General features: G+C 41.9%; 16 protein-coding genes. 10 read left to right on the top strand and 6 right to left on the bottom strand.

The window, feature by feature from the left end; genetic code table 11:
* The first annotated feature begins 760 nt into the window (after positions 1 to 760).
* Entirely contained in the window at positions 761 to 1102 is a 342-nt protein-coding gene (locus Xinn_RS13885; RefSeq protein ID WP_244590206.1) for a type 1 fimbrial protein, read from the top strand.
* 63 nt (positions 1103 to 1165) lie between these two features.
* On the opposite strand, the gene yeiP is transcribed toward Xinn_RS13885, so the two are convergent.
* The 3 genes from yeiP to Xinn_RS13870 form a co-directional block, all read right to left on the bottom strand.
* The gene (yeiP, locus tag Xinn_RS13880; RefSeq protein ID WP_086953590.1) at positions 1166 to 1738 is read right to left on the bottom strand and encodes an elongation factor P-like protein YeiP; all 573 of its coding nucleotides are present in this window, start codon (positions 1736 to 1738) and stop codon (positions 1166 to 1168) included.
* 132 nt (positions 1739 to 1870) lie between these two features.
* A complete protein-coding gene (gene mtr / locus Xinn_RS13875; RefSeq protein WP_086953591.1) occupies positions 1871 to 3115 on the bottom strand; it encodes a tryptophan permease in 1245 nt (414 codons plus the stop codon).
* Between the two features lie 153 nt (positions 3116 to 3268).
* On the bottom strand, positions 3269 to 3688 hold the full coding sequence (locus tag Xinn_RS13870; RefSeq protein WP_086953592.1) for a nucleotide triphosphate diphosphatase NUDT15: 420 nt from the start codon (positions 3686 to 3688) through the stop codon (positions 3269 to 3271).
* 240 nt (positions 3689 to 3928) lie between these two features.
* On the opposite strand from Xinn_RS13870, the gene fruK reads away from it, so the two are divergent.
* Complete coding sequence (gene fruK / locus Xinn_RS13865) at positions 3929 to 4867, top strand: 1-phosphofructokinase (protein ID WP_086953593.1); 939 nt, start codon at positions 3929 to 3931, stop codon at positions 4865 to 4867.
* On the opposite strand, the gene nfo is transcribed toward fruK, so the two are convergent.
* Positions 4868 to 5710 (bottom strand): deoxyribonuclease IV, encoded by an 843-nt coding sequence (gene nfo, locus Xinn_RS13860; RefSeq protein ID WP_086953594.1) that lies wholly within the window; start codon positions 5708 to 5710, stop codon positions 4868 to 4870.
* 124 nt (positions 5711 to 5834) lie between these two features.
* Positions 5835 to 6935: a YeiH family protein gene (locus tag Xinn_RS13855; RefSeq protein ID WP_086953595.1), complete on the bottom strand. Its 1101-nt coding sequence runs from the start codon at positions 6933 to 6935 to the stop codon at positions 5835 to 5837.
* A gap of 197 nt (positions 6936 to 7132) precedes the next feature.
* On the opposite strand from Xinn_RS13855, the gene yieE reads away from it, so the two are divergent.
* The 8 genes from yieE to dld all read left to right on the top strand — a co-directional run bounded on the left by yieE (position 7133) and on the right by dld (position 19034).
* Complete coding sequence (yieE, locus tag Xinn_RS13850; RefSeq protein WP_086953596.1) at positions 7133 to 7996, top strand: DNA-binding transcriptional regulator YeiE; 864 nt, start codon at positions 7133 to 7135, stop codon at positions 7994 to 7996.
* 169 nt (positions 7997 to 8165) lie between these two features.
* A complete protein-coding gene (locus tag Xinn_RS13845; protein WP_086953597.1) occupies positions 8166 to 9653 on the top strand; it encodes an amino acid permease in 1488 nt (495 codons plus the stop codon).
* 229 nt (positions 9654 to 9882) lie between these two features.
* Positions 9883 to 11013 carry an ABC transporter substrate-binding protein gene (locus Xinn_RS13840; RefSeq protein ID WP_086953598.1) on the top strand — a complete coding sequence of 377 codons (1131 nt, stop codon included), beginning with the start codon at positions 9883 to 9885 and terminating at the stop codon, positions 11011 to 11013.
* Positions 11014 to 11086: 73 nt separating this feature from the next.
* A complete protein-coding gene (locus Xinn_RS13835; RefSeq protein ID WP_086953599.1) occupies positions 11087 to 12169 on the top strand; it encodes a FecCD family ABC transporter permease in 1083 nt (360 codons plus the stop codon).
* The gene (locus tag Xinn_RS13830; RefSeq protein WP_086953600.1) at positions 12166 to 12954 is read left to right on the top strand and encodes an ABC transporter ATP-binding protein; all 789 of its coding nucleotides are present in this window, start codon (positions 12166 to 12168) and stop codon (positions 12952 to 12954) included. The genes Xinn_RS13835 and Xinn_RS13830 overlap by 4 nt, the downstream gene beginning before the upstream one ends.
* A gap of 145 nt (positions 12955 to 13099) precedes the next feature.
* Positions 13100 to 15088, top strand: coding sequence for a ligand-gated channel protein (locus Xinn_RS13825; protein WP_086953601.1), 1989 nt, complete (start codon positions 13100 to 13102; stop codon positions 15086 to 15088).
* 662 nt (positions 15089 to 15750) lie between these two features.
* Entirely contained in the window at positions 15751 to 17133 is a 1383-nt protein-coding gene (locus Xinn_RS13815) for an APC family permease (RefSeq protein ID WP_086953603.1), read from the top strand.
* 158 nt (positions 17134 to 17291) lie between these two features.
* Positions 17292 to 19034 carry a D-lactate dehydrogenase gene (gene dld / locus Xinn_RS13810; protein WP_086953604.1) on the top strand — a complete coding sequence of 581 codons (1743 nt, stop codon included), beginning with the start codon at positions 17292 to 17294 and terminating at the stop codon, positions 19032 to 19034.
* 24 nt (positions 19035 to 19058) lie between these two features.
* Here the strand turns inward: dld and Xinn_RS23460 are convergent.
* A partial coding sequence (locus tag Xinn_RS23460) for a transposase (RefSeq protein ID WP_211285986.1) occupies positions 19059 to 19374 on the bottom strand: 316 nt, incomplete at its 5' end.

The raw sequence follows: 19374 nt of genomic DNA, 5'->3' as shown, positions 1-19374 counted from the left end.
TGTCGAATTGTGGTCAGGGTAAATAAAACGTATAAAGAAATTGTTTCATTTTCCGTTATATCGTTATATAGATAACAGAGCGTTAAACCATTATCTGGTTTAGGAATTGGCATGGGGTTAAAACCGAAAAAGGTAGTGATACCTGTTGCAGAGGTTAAATGCTTATGTTAAGAAACATGGTCATATTTTTGTTTATATTTTTATCTTATCCTGTATTGGCTCATTATCCTCCAGATTTAGAATTAAAATCTGGTACCTTCCGATCTTATGATTTTACTGCTGATGACCCCCCTTGCTTATCTAATAATTGCAATGGAAAAATTGAGAGAACAGCTTGTTGGTATAAGTACCATAACAGCAAATACATAAGAAAAAATAATGCAATTCACAGAAGAGTAGTGACAATCCATCTTAATGACCAACATATATTTTGGCAAAAGGAGTAGGATTTGTTGAAGCAAAAAAAGAATTAAGATTTGTCACTATAACTTATCACTAAATGTTATATAACAACCCTCTTATTTTCTTGCTTATCTAATTTCAATAGCTTAGTAATTTATTTATATCTTATTTTTGGTTTAACTTAAATAGTGGTTCTTAATAACAGTTTTTTAAATTAATTAATAAAAGTTGTATCTTTCTTTTTAGCTATAAATTCACCTTTGATATAAATCAATAAAAGGTATTAATGTCGTATTTTTTTCACGTTAAATATTTATGATGGAGATGAAGGAATAAAAAGGTAACTGAGTTTTAGTTAATGGACAAACGAAGTGAGGTAACCATGCAAAATTATCTTAAACTATTAATTAGCGGTTTGTTGCTTTCATGGGTTTTTTATGGATATGCACAACCTACAAGTGGAAAGATACAATTTACAGGCTCTATTGTTGATCCAGGATGTCAGGTCGTTGTATCAGATACTCAGGCCAATATCTCCTGTTATCGACAGGGTAAAAATATTACAGTAAAACAAATTGTTTCAGCATACAAAACCAAAAAAACAGGGAACATTATGCTTCCAGGAAATATAGGTGTTTCTAAAGTGAAATGGACTGATAATAAAAAGCGTTTGGCGATTATTAATGTGGATTATTTTTAATTTAAACAGCTAATAAGTTGCTCTTTTATCAGAAAAGAGCAACTTATATTCAAAAATACAGAATTAATCGCAACGCCCCATGTAACGGCGTTCTGCAATATGAATGCGAATCTTTTCTCCGGAACTCAGGTACTCAGGAACCTGAATAGTTAGCCCTGTGCTCATTTTTGCCGGTTTTGTACGGGCACTTGCTGATGCACCTTTAATACCCGGTGAAGTTTCTTCAATCAACATATCAACAGTTTGTGGTAATTCCAGAGCCAACAATTGACCCTCCATTGTCATCACTTGCATTCCCGGTAAACCATCTTCTGGGATAAACAGCAATTCTTCTTCAATCTGCTCTTTTTTAAAGTGATACGGAGTGAAATCCTCATTATCCATGAAGATATATTCGTCACCATCAATGTATGAAAAGCTGACACTACGGCGGGTTAATGTAATCGTTTCGAGAATATCATCACCTTTGAAGCGCTCTTCCACTTTTTGACCAGTACGAATATCGGTAAAACGCATCTTATACAGCGTACTTGCACCACGTGCGCTTGGTGATTGAATATCAATGTCTTTGACTAATAATAGTTTTCCATTGTGATTGATTGCGGTTCCGCGTTTAATTTCATTGGCTTTAGCCATAGAGACCTTCCGTAAAGCAGTGGATATAGTGGAATGAGTAGTAAATTGGCGACAAAATTACTCGCAGTCAGGCAATTAGGCAAGAAATGAATGCCCCGGTATGTTTATCGGGGCAGGGGAGTTTGATAAGGATCAACGATAGGCTGGTAATAGATCAAATAAAGACATAATGTGTACTACAGCATTAATCAGACCAAACAGGATAATCAAAATTATCAGAACATTGCCACCGGGTGCACGATAACTGGCTTGTGAATAACGCCGACGGCTGGCTCGAGCCATAAGTGCCGGAACGATAACTGCCCAGATAGTTGCTGCCAGCCCTGCAAACCCAATTGCGTACAGGAAACCATTCGGAAAGAGTAATGCCAGAATAGTAGGCGGGATAAACGTTATCAACGCTGTTTTTAAACGCCCTGTATGGCTGTCATCAAATCCGAAAAAATCGGCCAGATAGTCAAATAATCCAAGAGAGACACCCAGAAATGAACTGGATAACGCCATATATGAAAAGGCATTTAATAGCTGGCTTATTGTTTTGTTGTCAGACACACTATCCATTTGGTTCAGCAAATCACTGACATTACCCCCATCAGCAATGATCTGTTTGAATGCTTCACGAGGAATATTCCCCTGAATGGCGAACTGCCACAAAATGTAGATGGTCAGCGCGATCAGCGAGCCACAGAGCAGGCTACGGGTTATGGCTTTGACATCTTTATTATAATATTTTACCAACCCCGGAACGTTGCCATGATAACCAAATGAAGTCAGCAGATAGGGCAGTGCCATTAAAGCATAAGGTAGATAACTGGTTTCGGTACTCGTATGGTCAAACAATATAGCGGGTTTGACTTCAGTAAACATCCCTCCCACTGACATGATAAACGTGATAACCATACCGCCGATTAAAATTGTGCTCAGGCGATCAACGGCTTTGGTTGATAACCAGACAATGAAAGCAACAATAAAGGAGAAAATCAGGCCGGCTCCGGCTTGTGGCAGAGGAATAACGCTATTGATATTACGAAAAATAATCGAGCCGCCAGCTGAGATATAAGCATAAGTCAGAATATATAAAACAAAGGTAATCGATAACCCAGTGAGGATATTCCAGCCTCTGCCCAGCAAATCTTTAGTGATGGTATGAAAGCTGGCACCGCAGGGATAATTCATATTGGCTTCTAAAATCATCAGACTTGAGAAATAGATACAGACCCAAGTGTATACCAGCAAAATTATTGATCCTGTAAACCATACACCGGACGTGACGATGGGAATGGAAAACATACCGGCACCAACAGCAGTACCGGCAATGATCATTGCCCCGCCTAATATAGAGGGGCGTTTAAAATTTTGCGTTACCTCAGTGGTCATATAAGCTCCTGATGAATATGTGTTACCTTTGTACTAGCGCGACGATACATTAATAAAGAACATGTGTAAACAATTAATCAAGGAGATATGTAACTGGCTTTTGTCTGTTTCTGGATACACAGAGTTTTGTCGAAATTAGCTGTATCCAATATATCAGGCAGGTAAATAGAATTTTGTCTCCTGCCAGAGCTTAATTGCGCTCCGGCTGGCTTCAAAATGAGGCTCCGGAAGATTAGCAGGGTCACACCAGATAAGCTGCTCACATTTTTCTGGTTCCATTAAACGTGGTTCCCCTCCGGGATGGTGAGCCAGCAAGCAAACGGAAACAGTATGTTTTCCTTCTTCGCGATAGGTTTGGATGTTATTGCAGATCCCATAAACCTGTGGGTTTTTGATGGTTAAGCCAATTTCTTCCTTAATCTCACGAATAGCACATTCTTCAAAAGTCTCACCGGGATCAACATGCCCACCAAATATTGACCAGTACGGGGCATGTTTACCTGCCCGCTTTCCCAGTAAAATTTCACCTTGGTCATTAACGATAATGACACCAACTCCGACAACAACTGACATTGAAATATTCCTTTGTTCGTAAAGTTTCTCCCTTAGAAAGAGAGCGTTAAATTAATTGAGGGGCTTTGTTCTTCATCGGATAACAAATTTTCGGTTGCCGGTATTTTTACTTTTGGACTGGAATAAGACAATGATCAATTTGATAATAAATTTAACTGAAACGATTCAATTTTGATGTTATAAATAATAGAAGAATTTTAATGTAAATTATGATGATTTATTCAGGAGATACTGGGCAAGATGAGCCGTCGAGTTGCCACAATAACCTTAAATCCAGCTTATGATTTAGTTGGCCTGTGTCCAGATATTGTTAAAGGAACCGTGAATCGAGTACGCACAGCAGGGCTGCATGCTGCCGGGAAAGGCAATAATGTTGCGAAGGTGCTACGTGATTTGGGCATTGATGTCACTGTCAGCGGTTTTCTGGGAAAAGAAAATCAGGAAGGCTTTCAGCATTTTTTTGATGAAAATAAAATGATCAATCGCTTCCATTTAGTTTCTGGCAGAACACGCATCAATGTGAAACTGACAGAAAAATATGGTGATGTGACCGATTTTAATTTCTCAGGTTTTCATGTGACAGAAAAGGAATGGGATCAGTTCATTATTGATTCCCTCTCATGGCTGGGACAGTTTGATATGGTTGTGGTTAGTGGCAGCTTGCCTGACGGGGTTTCACCTGAATCATTTACGGATTGGATGAAGCAGTTACAGCAATGTTGCCCCTGTATTATTTTTGACAGTAGTCGGGAAGCCTTTGTCGCTGGTCTTAAAGCAACACCTTGGCTGGTAAAGCCGAATCGTGATGAATTAGAAATCTGGGCGGGTAAACCACTACCGGATTTAAGTAGCGTTATTGATGCGGCTCATGAGTTACGTCAGAAAGGGATCGCGCATGTTGTCATTTCACTGGGTGAGCAAGGGGCATTATGGGTTAATGCTTCTGGCGCATGGCTGGCAAAACCCCCTTATTGTGAAGTCATCAGTACTGTTGGTGCCGGGGATTCTATGGTTGGCGGGTTGGTTTATGGTTTACTGATGCGTGAATCCAGTGAACATACATTGCGTCTGGCTACCGCAGTCTCTGCACTGACGGTTAGCCAGCCTAATGTAGGGATCAGAAGTCGTACTGAACTGGCATCAATGATGTCTAAGATCGAATTGATACCCGTCAGGTAATTAATTTTGCTGTGACTTCAGCCAGGCAATTTCCTGATCCCAGATGTCCGGATTGATCGTTTCAAGTATCAAAGGAATACCGTTGAAACGATCATCCTTCATGATATAGCTGAATGGTGTTTTTCCTATATTGCCTTCACCAAGACTGTGATGTCGGTCAACACGGCTGGAAAATTCGCTTTTGGCATCGTTAAGGTGCATGGCTCGCAGATATTTGAAACCAACAATTTCGTCGAATGCTTTGAATGTAGCATCACAGTCTTGCTCAGTACGTAAGTCATAACCGGCTGCAAAAGCGTGGCAGGTATCAATACAAACACCGACGCGGCTTTTATCTTCAACACCCTCGATAATGGCTGCCAGTTGTTCAAATTTAAAGCCAAGGTTGGTGCCTTGTCCGGCGGTGTTTTCAATCACTGCTGTGACTCCCTGAGTCTGATCTAACACAATATTGATAGACTCAGCGATGCGGGCAAGGCAGTGATCAATATTAATTTTTTTCAGATGGCTTCCGGGATGGAAATTAAGCAAATCAATACCTAATAGTTCACAACGCTGCATTTCATCAAGGAATGCGGCACGGGATTTTTCCAGCCCTTCAGGTTCCGGATGCCCCAGGTTAATCAGGTAACTATCGTGGGGGAGGATTTGGCCGCTCCCGTAACCGTAACGTTCACAGCCAGCCTTAAATTTATCAATGAGTTCTGTTGACAGAGGAGGGGCATTCCATTGACGCTGATTTTTTGTGAATAGGGCAAAAGCGGTTGCTTTTAATTCATGGGCTCGAATCACAGCCTGATCCACTCCACCCGCAGCGCTCACATGTGCTCCAACAAATTTCATATTTTTCTCCTGTTCTGTTTCATTAATTATGCATTGTTCTTGGTGTTAATGAAATTCTGTAAAGTTGGGCACTGCCGGTCAGGTAGTAATCTGAAAAGTAACATCGCTTTTTCAGGCAAAAATTTCAGCTCAGTAAATAATGAACGCTTTTATTGATGATTAATCCACCTACCATCAACCAGATAAACAGAAAGAAGGCTAACAAAATAGGCTTGGTTCCGGCCTGACGAATAGCACTGATATGGGTTGTTAACCCTAAAGCAGCCATAGCCATTGCCAGCAGAACAGTATCAATGGCTATGATATAGCTGACAATGGATTCGGGTAATAAATGGAAAGAGTTGAAAGCTGCCATAACAATAAAAAAGATGGCAAACCATGGAATGGTAATTGGCGATTTTCCATGATCATTAACACAGTTTTTGCTTTCCACCCGGCTAAGATAACCAGAAAGCAGTAATAAAAAGGGCGCCAGCATCATGACACGGATCATTTTGCTGATAACAGCAGTGTCTTCGGCTGCATTTCCCTGCGTATGACCAACAGCAACAACTTGGGCAACTTCATGAATGGTTGAACCGGAAAATAGGCCAAACTCTTGTTGAGAGAAAGGAAACCATTGGTAATGGGTGTTGAGTTGGTAAAACCAAGGATAGATAAAGGTGGCAAGGGTGCCGAATATTACAACGGTAGAAATGGCAACAGCGACTTTGTCGGAAGAAGCTTTAACGACAGGCTCAGTTGCCATGATGGCGGCAGCACCACAAATACTACTGCCTGCTCCGATTAACATGACTGTCTGCCTATCTATTTTGAAAAAAACACGTCCGAGCCATAACGCTATAAAAAAAGTGGAAGAAAGCATAATGGTATCAATCAGTATGCCTGCTATACCAACATCACAGATCTGCTGGAAGGTCAGTCGAAAACCATAAAGAATGATACCGGCTCTCAACAAATAGTGTTTAGTAAAGTTAATACCACTGGAACAGATTGGTTTTAATGAAGGGTATAGCGTGTTCCCAATAATAATTCCCAGTAGAATCGAGATAGTCAGGACACTAAGCCCCATATGGATGAACAAAGGCTGCTGGCTTAAATAAGTGGCGGTGGTAGTCAGTATTGCAGTTAACATCAGCCCTGAACAGAGTTGCAGTACAGGATGACGGTGAATAGTGTCCGTTTTATTAAGTTGATTCTCAGACACTGTTTTACTTTTGGACATAGTTGCCGCTCATATTGTTTATATGTTTTATGAATAAGCATATAGCAAATAATTTAATCGTAAAAATTGATTGTATTAATATGATTAACCATCAAAACAGATTCATAGAGTATGACTTTTGTTAAGTTGCGTAATAGTGTCTAAAATCAAGGTTATCTTATCATTCCATTTTACTTTTATGTTTCCCGCGAGGCCATATGCGTATCACTCTGAGACAGCTGGAGATTTTTGCAGAAGTGCTGAAAAGTGGTTCAACGACACAGGCTTCTCAACAATTATCTTTATCACAATCTGCGGTGAGTGCTTCACTGACAGATCTTGAAGGTCAATTGGGAGTACAGCTTTTTGACAGGGTGGGAAAACGACTGGTTACTAATGAACATGGTCGCTTACTCTACCCAAAAGCCCTAGCGTTGCTTGAGCAGACTGGAGAAGTGGAACAGCTTTTTAAATTGGAAATGGGAGCGCTGCGGCTGGCTGCCAGTAGCACAATTGGTAATTATATGTTGCCTGAAATGCTGGCGAAATATCGTAAGGACTACCCTGATACGCCGCTGGAATTACATATCAGCAATACTGAAGATGTCATCAAATCGGTTGCAGAATTCCGGGTTGATTTGGCATTTATTGAAGGCTTATGCCATAACCCGGATTTAATTACCCAGCCATGGCTGAAGGATGAACTGATTGTTTTTGCTGCACCAGAAAGCCCGCTTGTGCGATCAAATCTGGTTTTAGAAGATTTAATCAAAGCTCCCTGGATATTGAGGGAAAAAGGCTCAGGAACACGGGAAGTACTTGATCATATTCTTTTTTCACAAATGCCCAGATTCAATATTGCAATGGAATTGGGGAACTCGGAAGCAATTAAGCATGCAGTTCAGTATGGTATGGGGATCAGTTGCCTGTCACGCCGGGTTGTCAGGGAACAACTGAAAAACGGTACACTGGTTGAATTGGTGATACCCGGTCTGCATCTTTACCGTACGCTTTACCTGATCTATCACCGACAGAAACATATGTCTAATGCGTTACAAAAATTATTAAGCTACTGTCAGTAGTCTTAACTCAATACCATGAAATTAAAGAATTAATATATCTATAATCGTGTAGCTTATAATTAGCGGCAGATTATGAAGGTATCTTATAACCGCCAATCGCCGCTATTCTGGAGACGAGGATTTGTTACAATTCCGCATTAGAAATTATTCTCGATGATATAGGAATAGAATGTCTCAAGAACAAAGCATGCCACAGGAGCAGGCTCCCCAAAATCTGCGCCGTGAGCTAAAAGCACGACATATGGCGATGATAGCCATTGGCGGTTCAATTGGTACGGGGTTATTTGTTGCTTCCGGAGCAACAATTTCACAGGCTGGCCCCGGTGGAGCGCTGCTTTCATATGCGCTGATCGGCCTGATGGTCTATTTCCTGATGACCAGTCTGGGCGAATTAGCTGCTTACATGCCGGTTTCAGGGTCATTTTCTACTTATGGCTCCAAGTATGTTGATGAAGGTTTTGGTTTCGCATTAGGCTGGAACTACTGGTATAACTGGGCTGTTACGATCGCGGTTGACCTTGTTGCTGCTCAGTTGGTCATGGGATACTGGCTTCCTGATGTTCCGGGATGGATATGGAGTGCTTTGTTCCTCAGCCTGATTTTTCTGCTGAATTTCATATCAGTTAAAAGTTTCGGCGAGGCCGAATATTGGTTTTCTTTAATCAAAGTCTCTACGGTTATTGTTTTTATTATCGTCGGAATTTTGATGATCGTCGGCATTATGAAAGGTGCAGAAGGGGCAGGGTGGCATAACTGGGCTATTGGTGATGCTCCATTCGCTGGTGGGTTTGCCGCAATGATTGGGGTCGCAATGATTGTCGGTTTCTCATTTCAGGGGACTGAACTGATTGGGATTACCGCCGGAGAATCCAAAGACCCTGCAAAAAATATTCCCCGTGCTGTGCGTAAAGTATTCTGGCGTATCTTATTATTTTATGTATTTGCTATTTTAATCATTAGCCTGATCATTCCTTATACTGATCCCAGCCTGCTACGTAATGGTGTGAAGGATATCAGCGTCAGCCCTTTCACGCTGGTATTTGAAAATGCAGGTCTGCTGTCAGCCGCTGCGGTGATGAACGCAGTGATCTTGACCGCTGTACTTTCTGCCGGAAACTCAGGCATGTATGCCTCTACCCGTATGCTATTTACATTGGCACGGGAAGGGAAGGCACCTAAGATTTTTGGCCATCTGTCAAAAGGCGGCGTTCCGCGTAATGCGCTCTATGCCACAACTGTGGTGGCTGGGCTATGTTTTCTCAGCTCGATGTTCGGTAACCAGACGGTATATCTCTGGTTGTTGAATACCTCAGGTATGACCGGGTTTATTGCATGGCTTGGTATCGCTATAAGCCATTATCGTTTCCGTAAGGGGTATGTTGCTCAGGGACGTAATATCAATGAGCTGCCATATATCTCCGGGTTTTTCCCCGTCGGGCCGATTTTTGCATTTGCGCTGTGTCTGTTGATCACTCTTGGTCAGAACTATCAGGCATTTTTGCAGGATACGATAGACTGGTATGGTGTTACGGCGACTTATATTGGTATTCCGCTGTTCTTAATCATTTGGTTTGGCTATAAATTGAAAAATAAAACACGTTTCGTCAAATACAATGAGATGAATTTTCCGGCACCGAAGCATACCTACCATGAATAGGATGTTAAGAATAATTTGATAAAATGATATTTATTAATTAATACATTATTGTTTTTGTTTTACAAGAAACTGCCTGTTCTGTGATGGAATCGGCAGTTTTTATTTTTCATAGAGTTAAAGCAAAATTATCGTGATTAAATTTCGGATATACCGAATCAATCGTATTGATAAGTATTCTTATTTGCTTTATTGTTAACGGCAAAATTATTGCTTGAAGAGGCTAACTAAAGTGAAGTTTGGATTTCATACAGTCGTGAAAGGCGCGAGTATCAGCCTATTGGCGGGTTCTGCGGTGATGACCAGTTTTGCATGGGCTGAAACAGTCACGGATGTTGCTGGACGTACTGTAGAAGTGCCTGCAAAGGTTAATCGTATCTTGTTGGGTGAAGGTCGTTTATTTCATTCAATCGCAGTGTTAGAAGGGGATAAACCTCTGGCTCGCATCGCGGGTTGGCAGGGTGATTTCCGCAAGCTTGACCCACAAACCTACTCAATCTACAAAGCAAAATTCCCTGAAATTGACAATATTCCCCTCATCGGTAACACCACTGCTGATACAGTCAGTTCTGAAAAAGTGCTGACACTGAATCCTGATGTGGCTATTTTTGGTTTATCCGGTCATGGCCCGGGTAAAAACAGTGAACTGGTTAAGCAATTAGAAAAAGCAGGTGTTCCTGTTGTTTTTGTTGATTTCCGTAATGATCCACTGAAAAACACTCTGCCGAGCATTCGTATGCTGGGTAAAGTACTGCACCGTGAAGAACAGGCTAACGCTTATGCTGACTTTTATGAAAAAAATCAGAAACTGGTAACGGATATTACCAGCCGCATTCCGGCAGAGCAGAAACCTTCAGTCTTTATTGAGCTGAAAGCAGGCTCTATCGAAGATTGTTGTGGCACAGCGGGCAATGGCAACATGGGTAATTTCATTGACCTTGCGGGCGGTAAAAACATTGCTAAAGAAGTTTTGCCAGTACCATTGGGTACCATGAATCTGGAAAAAGTGATCGCGGCTGATCCTTATATCTACATTGCCAGTGGTGCACAAGATCCCGGTGAGAAAGGTGAAGGTATCCAGATGGGTGCTCAGACTTCTCCAGAAACAGCCCTCGCAGGTTTGAAAGCGATGACTGAACGCAGAGGAATTAATACCCTGACAGCGGTGAAAGAGGGCCGTACCCATGCTATCTGGCACCATTACTACAACTCACCTTATAACGTTGTAGTAACACAAGTTTTCGCTAAATGGTTTTATCCGGAACAATTTGCTGATTTAGACCCACAGCAGACATTAAAAGAGCTTCACACTAAATTCTTGGCTATTGAACCAGCAGGCACATATTGGGTCAGTGAGAAATAAGCATACCTAATGAATTTCAGGCAGCCAACAAAAAGGCTGCCTGAAAGATGAAGAGTATTAACAGGTAATAAAAATGAGTGTCACTACCGAGCCTATGCCAATGGTGAAACAACAGAGTGAATATGATATCAAAACACGTTATCGTCATATTCTACATCGACGTATTGCATGGATGTTGTTGCTAATTTTGGTGATTGGCGCCTCTTTAGTATTAGATTTTACAATGGGCCCATCAGGGTTATCTTTATCTGCTCTCTGGCAGACTCTGGTTTCACCGGAGAGCATGGATGCAGGAACCCGGGTAATTGTCTGGGATATCCGATTACCTTATGCCTTGATGGCGGTAGTGGTTGGCTTATCATTGGGTCTGGCGGGGGCAGAAATGCAGACTATTCTGAATAACCCGCTGGCCAGCCCGTTTACTTTGGGTGTTTCTCATGCCGCCTCTTTTGGTGCGGCATTGGCAATCGTACTGGGCATTGGTATTCCGGGTATACCTGATCAGTGGCTTATTTCTGCAAATGCATTTCTTTTTGCTTTGTTAGCAGCCCTGATGCTTGATGGTATTACACGCTGGACAAAAGTTGCCACCTCTGGCGTGGTGCTTTTTGGCATTGCTATGGTTTTCACCTTCAATGCACTGGTTTCTATGATGCAGTTTATTGCAACGGAAGATACCTTGCAGGGGCTGGTTTTCTGGACAATGGGCAGCCTTTCAAAAGCAACATGGTTAAAACTGGGCATTATGTTACTGGTGTTCCTGCTCCTTATGCCTATATCGATGATGAACTCCTGGAAACTGACTGCGTTACGTTTAGGTGAAGATCGGGCGATCAGTTTTGGTATTAATATCCGTCGCCTTCGTCTGGAAACATTGTTACGTATCAGTATCCTGACCGCATTAGCAGTGGCATTTGTCGGGCCGATTGCTTTTATTGGTCTGATTGCTCCCCATATTGCCAGACTCATGTTTGGTGAAGATCATCGCTTCTATTTACCGGCAAGTGCGTTAATTGGGGCGTTGGTATTATCAATGGCATCGATTGCATCCAAGAATTTAATCCCCGGAGTCATCATTCCTGTCGGAATTGTGACATCTTTGGTGGGAGTACCCTTCTTCCTGAGCATTGTCTTGCGCCATAGGGGGAGTGTATGAGTCAGGGGTTAAAAATAAGCCGGTTCACTGCCGGTTACACTAAGCATCCTGTTATTGAAAATCTTGATGTAACTCCATTACCACGCGGGAAAATCACTGTATTACTCGGGCCTAATGGCAGCGGTAAATCAACATTACTGCGCTCACTGGCTGGTTTAAATAAAGCTGATGGTGCTTTACTGCTGGATGGGCAGGATTTGATGCAGATGAGTTTTGCCCAGCGCGCACAGAACGTTGTTTATTTGCCTCAGTCATTACCTGCGGGAGTCCATCTGCATGTGTTGGAGTCTGTTATCGTTGCTCAACGGGCATCTGGCGGAGTCAGTGGTGACCAATGTGAACAGGAAGTCATGGAGCTGTTACGTCAGCTTGGTATTGAACATTTAGCTTTAAGCTATTTAGATCAATTATCCGGTGGGCAAAAACAATTGGTTGGTTTAGCACAATCGCTAATCCGAAAACCAGCACTATTATTATTAGATGAACCATTAAGTGCGCTGGATTTAAATTACCAGTATCACGTGATGGATTTGGTTGCGCGAGAAACACGTCGGCGTAACATTATTACTGTCGTTGTTGTACACGATATTAATATTGCGTTGCGTCATGGCGACCATATATTAATGTTAAAAGAAGGTGAATTAATTTCTGAGGGATTACCAGAGCAGGTTATTACGTCTGATAGTCTGGCTCAGGTATATGGCGTAAAAGGACGAATTGAACGCTGTTCGCAGGGAGTGCCTCAAGTATTAATTGATGGTCTTGTAACGGATTTGGCCAGCTAAAATAATAAAAAGCATAAACTGTTTTATTAAAACTGTTGAGTAAATAAAAATAACACTGGTAGGGATAAATTATTATCCCTGCACATTGAGTTTATGTCGATTATCCAGATTAATTAATTCTATTCTACCTTTTGGAGAATCGGGAATGGTTGTTTTCGCAAAGAAAAAAGTCGTCTTAGGTATTATTACTGCTATTTCATCCACTGCTGTTCTGACTGCTAATGCAGCGAGTAATGGCGAAGATAAAATTATTGTTACTACCGCTTCAGGTTTCCAACAAAAAATTGAAGATGCGCCTGCCTCTATTTCAGTGGTCAGCCGTGAACAGTTGGAAACGAAAGCCTACCGTGATGTGACCGATGCGCTGAAAGATGTGCCGGGGGTTATGGTTACAGGTGGTGGTAGCGGTAGTGATATCAGTATTCGTGGTATGTCATCAAAGTACACGATGATTCTGATTGATGGTAAGCGTGTTGATACTCGCAGTACCCGACCAAACAGTGATGGCTCGGGGATTGAACAAGGCTGGTTGCCACCCTTAGCATCAATTGAGCGTGTTGAAGTGGTTCGTGGGCCAATGTCTTCCCTTTATGGATCTGATGCAATGGGTGGTGTGATCAATATTATCACTCGTAAAGTCCATAAAAACTGGAATGGTAGCCTACGTGCAGATACGACCCTGACCGAACGTAAAAAATCCGGTAATAGTTACCAAACCAGTGCGTATGTAGCTGGGCCATTAATTGATGGCTTGCTGGGATTAAAGGCCACAGGTCTGTTTTCTCACCGTAATGAAGATAAATTTGTTGGTGGATATAAAGAACAAGAGATGCGTAATGGTTCTGCATCTTTATCTTTAACACCAGATGAGCAAAATAGCGTTGAGCTTGAAGCTGGTCGTTATGAGCAAGATCGTGATTCAACAATCGGTAAGACTCGCACTTGTAGAAAAGGCGTTTGCAAAGATGATACCAGCCGTTATACGCGTAATAATTATTCGATAACCCATAATGGGGTTTATGACTTTGGGACAATGACATCCTATATTCAGCGGGATGAATCAAATAACCCTGAACGTGAGATGAAATTCGCGGATACGATGTTTAGCAACCAGACTACATTTAATTTGGGTGATAATACATTAAGTATCGGTGGGCAATATCGTTACGAAGACCTGAGTGATCGTGAAAATGAGACGATGGCCGCAAAAGGGGTAAATAAGATTACTCGCTGGAGCTGGGCGCTGTTTGTTGAGGATGAGTGGCAAATCACGAATGATTTCACTCTGACAGGAGGTGCTCGTCTGGATAAAGATCAGCTTTTTGGCAACCATGTGACTCCTCGTTTATACGCAGTCTGGCGTGCGGATGAGCAATGGACAATTAAAGGTGGTGTCACAACCGGTTATCGTTCTCCTGAATTACGACAGGTTGCACCGAACTGGCTGCACGGAACGGGAGGTGGGTACAGCAACGGAGTGATTGAAAGTAACCCGGACCTCAAACCAGAAAAAAGTGTCAATGAAGAAATTAGTGTTCTCTGGAATAATCAGGAAAACCTTAATCTCGGCTTAACAGTTTTTAATACTGACTTCAAAGATAAAATCACTGAATTTAATTTTTGCAGTGAAGAAAACGAATCACTTCCATCATGTTCGTCCGTTGGTAGAGGTAATTATGATTTTGTTAATAAAAGAATGAACGTTGATAAAGCCAATCTGCGTGGTATAGAAGCTACCATGAACTGGGATATTGTAGAAAACCTGTCATTAGCCGCTAACTATACTTTTTCCCATTCAAAGCAGAAGAGTGGAAAGTTTAAGGGGCAGCCGCTGAACAAAATGCCAACCCATATGGCGAACGCTACCTTGAATTGGCAGGCACTGCCTGAAATGGGAACATGGGCACGTGTTAATTTCCGTGGAAAAACAAAAAACTATCAGTATCGTTCAGGAATGCGAAGCGGCACACCTTCATACGCTTTTGCTGATATGGGTGTGACTTATAGCATAATGAAGAACTTGCGTGTATTAGGCGGTGTTTATAATGTCTTTGATAAACAAGTGACTAATGAAAACCACGGTGCAACCCTCGACGGTCGCCGTTACCAAGTCGGCATTAATTATGACTTTTAATTAATATTTCGTTTTTTATTAATTAAATTCATTACAATTAGCATTTAAATAAATATTAAATCTGCTCTTTATCAGAATTATGATTAAGAGCAGATTTTTCATTTCATACTGTTCATAATTAAATAGCCAATAATTTACTTTTATGCTACAAGTTTATCCAATGTCTACCAGAGAATAGACAAGCATTATCTTCACGAATTCTTTTGCTAAGAAGTGGTTTCTGTAGGCTCTTTAGTATTGTAAAAAATAATGCATTTTTAGTGTGTTGGGTCTTGCTATTTCTGAACTTGAAGTGCAAAATGCCGTCCACTAAAAATAACTGATGCTTAATTATGCATCAGTTATTTTTTTTGCATTGAATTATTTTTTACAATACCGAGAGGCCGGATATTTTCCGGATCGATACTGACCATAAGCAGCGATTATTGAAAAGGCTGCTGTACTGAGGAACGCAAATATGGAGCAATTATTCGCTTTTGCACTTGTGCCAATCGGCGCTCGCTGCTGCAACGATGACTATGGGGCATGGTCCTCTGTCAGTTCATTACCTTCCAACTCTTCTTTCTTTTCTGTTTTCTATAGACAGATGCGAAGTCTCCCCAGTAACTATCGATTAAGTAGTTGTAGTGATGCCCAGATCGAAGTTATGGGAGGTTTCGCCCATGTCGCATAATCCTACAGTCACTCTGGGTACTGTTCAGGCAAGTACCAGCAATCGTGTTCAACTGAGAAGAACACTGACCTTATTTCAGGTAGTCATGATGGGCCTTGCTTATATGCAGCCGATGACTATTTTTGACACCTTCGGTATTGTTTCTAAATTGACGGATGGGCATGTTGCAACATCTTATGCCATTGCGTTGATTGCGATTTTATTTACAGCTTTGAGCTACGGGAAACTGGTCAAAAGATTCCCATCAGCAGGTTCCGCCTACACATACGTACAAAAATCAATGAATCCCCATCTTGGGTTTATGGTAGGTTGGTCATCTTTGTTGGATTATCTGCTTATGCCGATGATCAACATCCTGCTGGCAAAAATTTACCTTCAGGCGATTTTTCCGGGTATTGATCCGTGGGTCTTCGTGGTTGGTCTGGCAGTATTAATGACCGCTTTCAATCTGAGTGGCATCAATGTTGTTGCCAATCTTAACGGTCTTATTGTGGTTGTACAGATTGCGGTTATGGTCGTATTCGTCGGCTTGTTAATGCACGGTATACATAACGGCGAAGGCGCAGGTGAACTATGGAGCGTCCGACCATTTACATCAGAAGAAGCACAACTAATTCCAATGATTACGGGGGCGACGATACTTTGCTTCTCATTCCTTGGTTTTGATGGCATTACTTCTCTGTCTGAAGAAACCCCTAATGCGGGTAAGGTAATCCCCAAAGCGATTTTCCTTACAGCACTGATTGGTGGTGTTATCTTTATTGCAGTATCTTATTTCCTTCAGCTCTATTTCCCTGATGTATCCCGGTTTAAAAACCCGGATGAATCTCAGCCGGAAATTATGCTGTTTGTTGCCGGAGCATTATTTCAGGCGATTATTCTGGTCTTCTCCTGCGTCACCGTAATGGCTTCCGGTATGGCTGCACACGCTGGTGTGGCTCGGTTACTCTATGTGATGGGGCGTGATGGTGTCTTGCCAGAGAAAGTTTTTGCTTATGTCCATCCAAAATGGCGCACGCCTTCAATCAACGTTATTCTGGTCGGAATTGTTGCATTATCAAGCGGGTTTTTAGACTTAGTAACAGCGACAGCGTTGATCAACTTCGGCGCATTGGTTGCATTTACTTTCGTGAATTTGTCGGTAATTGCTCAATTCTATGTCCGTGAACGCCGTAACACGACGTTGAAAGACACCATCAATTTCCTGCTCCTGCCTCTGTTTGGTGCGGGAACAGTGGGTGTGTTGTGGACAAATCTGGAAGCCAGTTCTATGGAATTGGGGCTGATTTGGGGTACTGTTGGTCTGTTTTATATGTTCTGCCTGACTCGCGGTTTCAGTAAGCTGATGCCGCAATTCAGTGAATCACGATAAGACACACGGCATACATTCATACAAAACAGCACCATTAACAGGTGCTGTTTTTTTATGGATAAAAAATTAAAAAGTCACAATAATAGACTAAGTTTTATCCTTTATTAATTTCATCACTTATATCCCTATCTGGCTCTGCATAAGGTAAAAAAACCATTATGAATGATGCTAATATCCCGCAAAATCGGCAACTCATTGCAACTCTGACCCACATTGTAGGTGCTGCTCATATTCTCACCGAGCCACAAAAAACAGAACGCTATCGCACAGGTTTTCGCTCTGGGCAGGGAGGTGCTCTTGCTGTTGTTAGCCCCGGCTCATTGTTGGAGCAATGGAAAGTTTTCAAGGCATGTGTCGATGCAGACAAAATTATTTTAATGCAGGCAGCGAATACAGGGTTAACCGAAGGATCTACTCCTAATGGCGATGATTATGATCGCGACATTGTTATCATCAGCACATTGAGAATGGATAAGATACAGATCCTTGAATCTGCCAACCAAGTCATTGCTTTTCCCGGCAGTACATTGTGGCATTTAGAAAAAGTGCTGAAACCGCTGGGGCGCGAACCGCATTCAGTGATTGGCTCTTCCTGTATTGGTGCATCAGTTATAGGGGGAATTTGTAATAACTCTGGTGGCTCTTTAGTGCAACGCGGCCCTGCTTATACAGAAATGGCTTTATATGGGCGGGTGAATGAAAAAGGTGAGGCTGAACTCATCAATCACTTAGGCATATCACTGGGCGATTCTCCGGAAGATATTCTGATCAATCTGGAAGAGCAGCGTTATCGTGCAGAAGATATTCAACAAAATGGGAGAGTAGCTTCTGACCATGAATATGCGCATCGTGTACGTGATATTGATGCAAATACTCCATCGCGTTTTAATGCTGATGAACGCAGATTATTTGAAACTTCCGGTTGTGCGGGGAAATTAGTTGTTTTTGCTGTGCGTTTAGACACCTTTCCGGCAGAGCCTTCCACACAGGTATTCTATATTGGTACTAATCAGCCCGAAGTTCTGACCACATTGCGCAGACATATTTTATCGAATTTTAAGCACTTACCGATCGCCGGTGAATATATGCATCGGGATATTTTTGATGTTGCTGAAATTTACGGCAAAGATACATTCGTTATGATTGATAAACTCGGCACAGATAAAATGCCTGCATTTTTCAGTTTAAAAGGGCGGATGGATGCCATATTTGAAAAAGTTCCTTTTTTACCATCGCATTTTATAGATCGAGTAATGCAGCGGCTAAGCTACTTACTGCCTTCACATTTACCAACACGGCTTAAAACTTATCGGGATCGTTTTGAACATCATTTAATGCTGAAAATGTCTGGTGAAGGGATAAAAGAAGCCAGTGAATGGCTGGATAGTTATTTCAAGCAGGCTGACGGCGATTATTTTTCCTGTACAGCAGAAGAAGGCGCTAAAGCTTTTTTACATCGCTTTGCCGCAGCAGGTGCGGCCATTCGTTATCAGGCAGTACACAGTAACGAAGTGGAGGATATTCTGGCATTGGATATTGCTTTGCGGCGTAATGATCAAGAGTGGTTTGAGCATTTGCCGCCAGAAATTAATCAAGCATTGGTTTATCGTCTATATTATGGACACTTTATGTGCCATGTATTTCATCAGGATTACATTGTCAAAAAAGGTACGGATATTAAGGCGCTGAAAGAGCAGATGCTGGAAATATTAAATAAGAGAGGGGCAGAATACCCTGCTGAACATAATGTTGGCCATTTGTATAAGGCCAAATCCCAGCTTAAACAGTTTTATCAGATAAATGATCCTACCAATAGTCTCAATCCCGGAATTGGGAAAACATCTAAACTGAAAAATTGGGGAGAAAACTCTGATAAATGTTCTGACCATCAGCACAGCTAGTGGTGTATTCTGCAATTAATGACATCACTTTGTATTCCCACGGTAAAGCCACTTAAAAGGTTTAGCTAATACCCGGTTGTAATATTCGATATATTTTAAAATGCATGTCCGTAATATCGCTTTGCTGCTGACGGAAAGCCGCCTGAGCAAATGTCGGGAGACCAGACTGAACCAACATTCAATTTGATTTAACCAGGAAGCGTGTTTGGGGGTATAAACGAATCGGATCCGATGTGTCGGGTCTGATAGAAACTGCATGCGTGTCTCCATGGATTGAAGCGTTCCCCACTGGCCTTTCACTCCCAGTCCCTCATTAAGACCACAGGCTTCGGCAATGAAT

Source organism: Xenorhabdus innexi, from assembly GCF_002632485.1.
Classification (GTDB): Bacteria; Pseudomonadota; Gammaproteobacteria; order Enterobacterales; family Enterobacteriaceae; genus Xenorhabdus; species Xenorhabdus innexi.
This window is presented reverse-complemented; position numbering and strand designations above follow the sequence as displayed.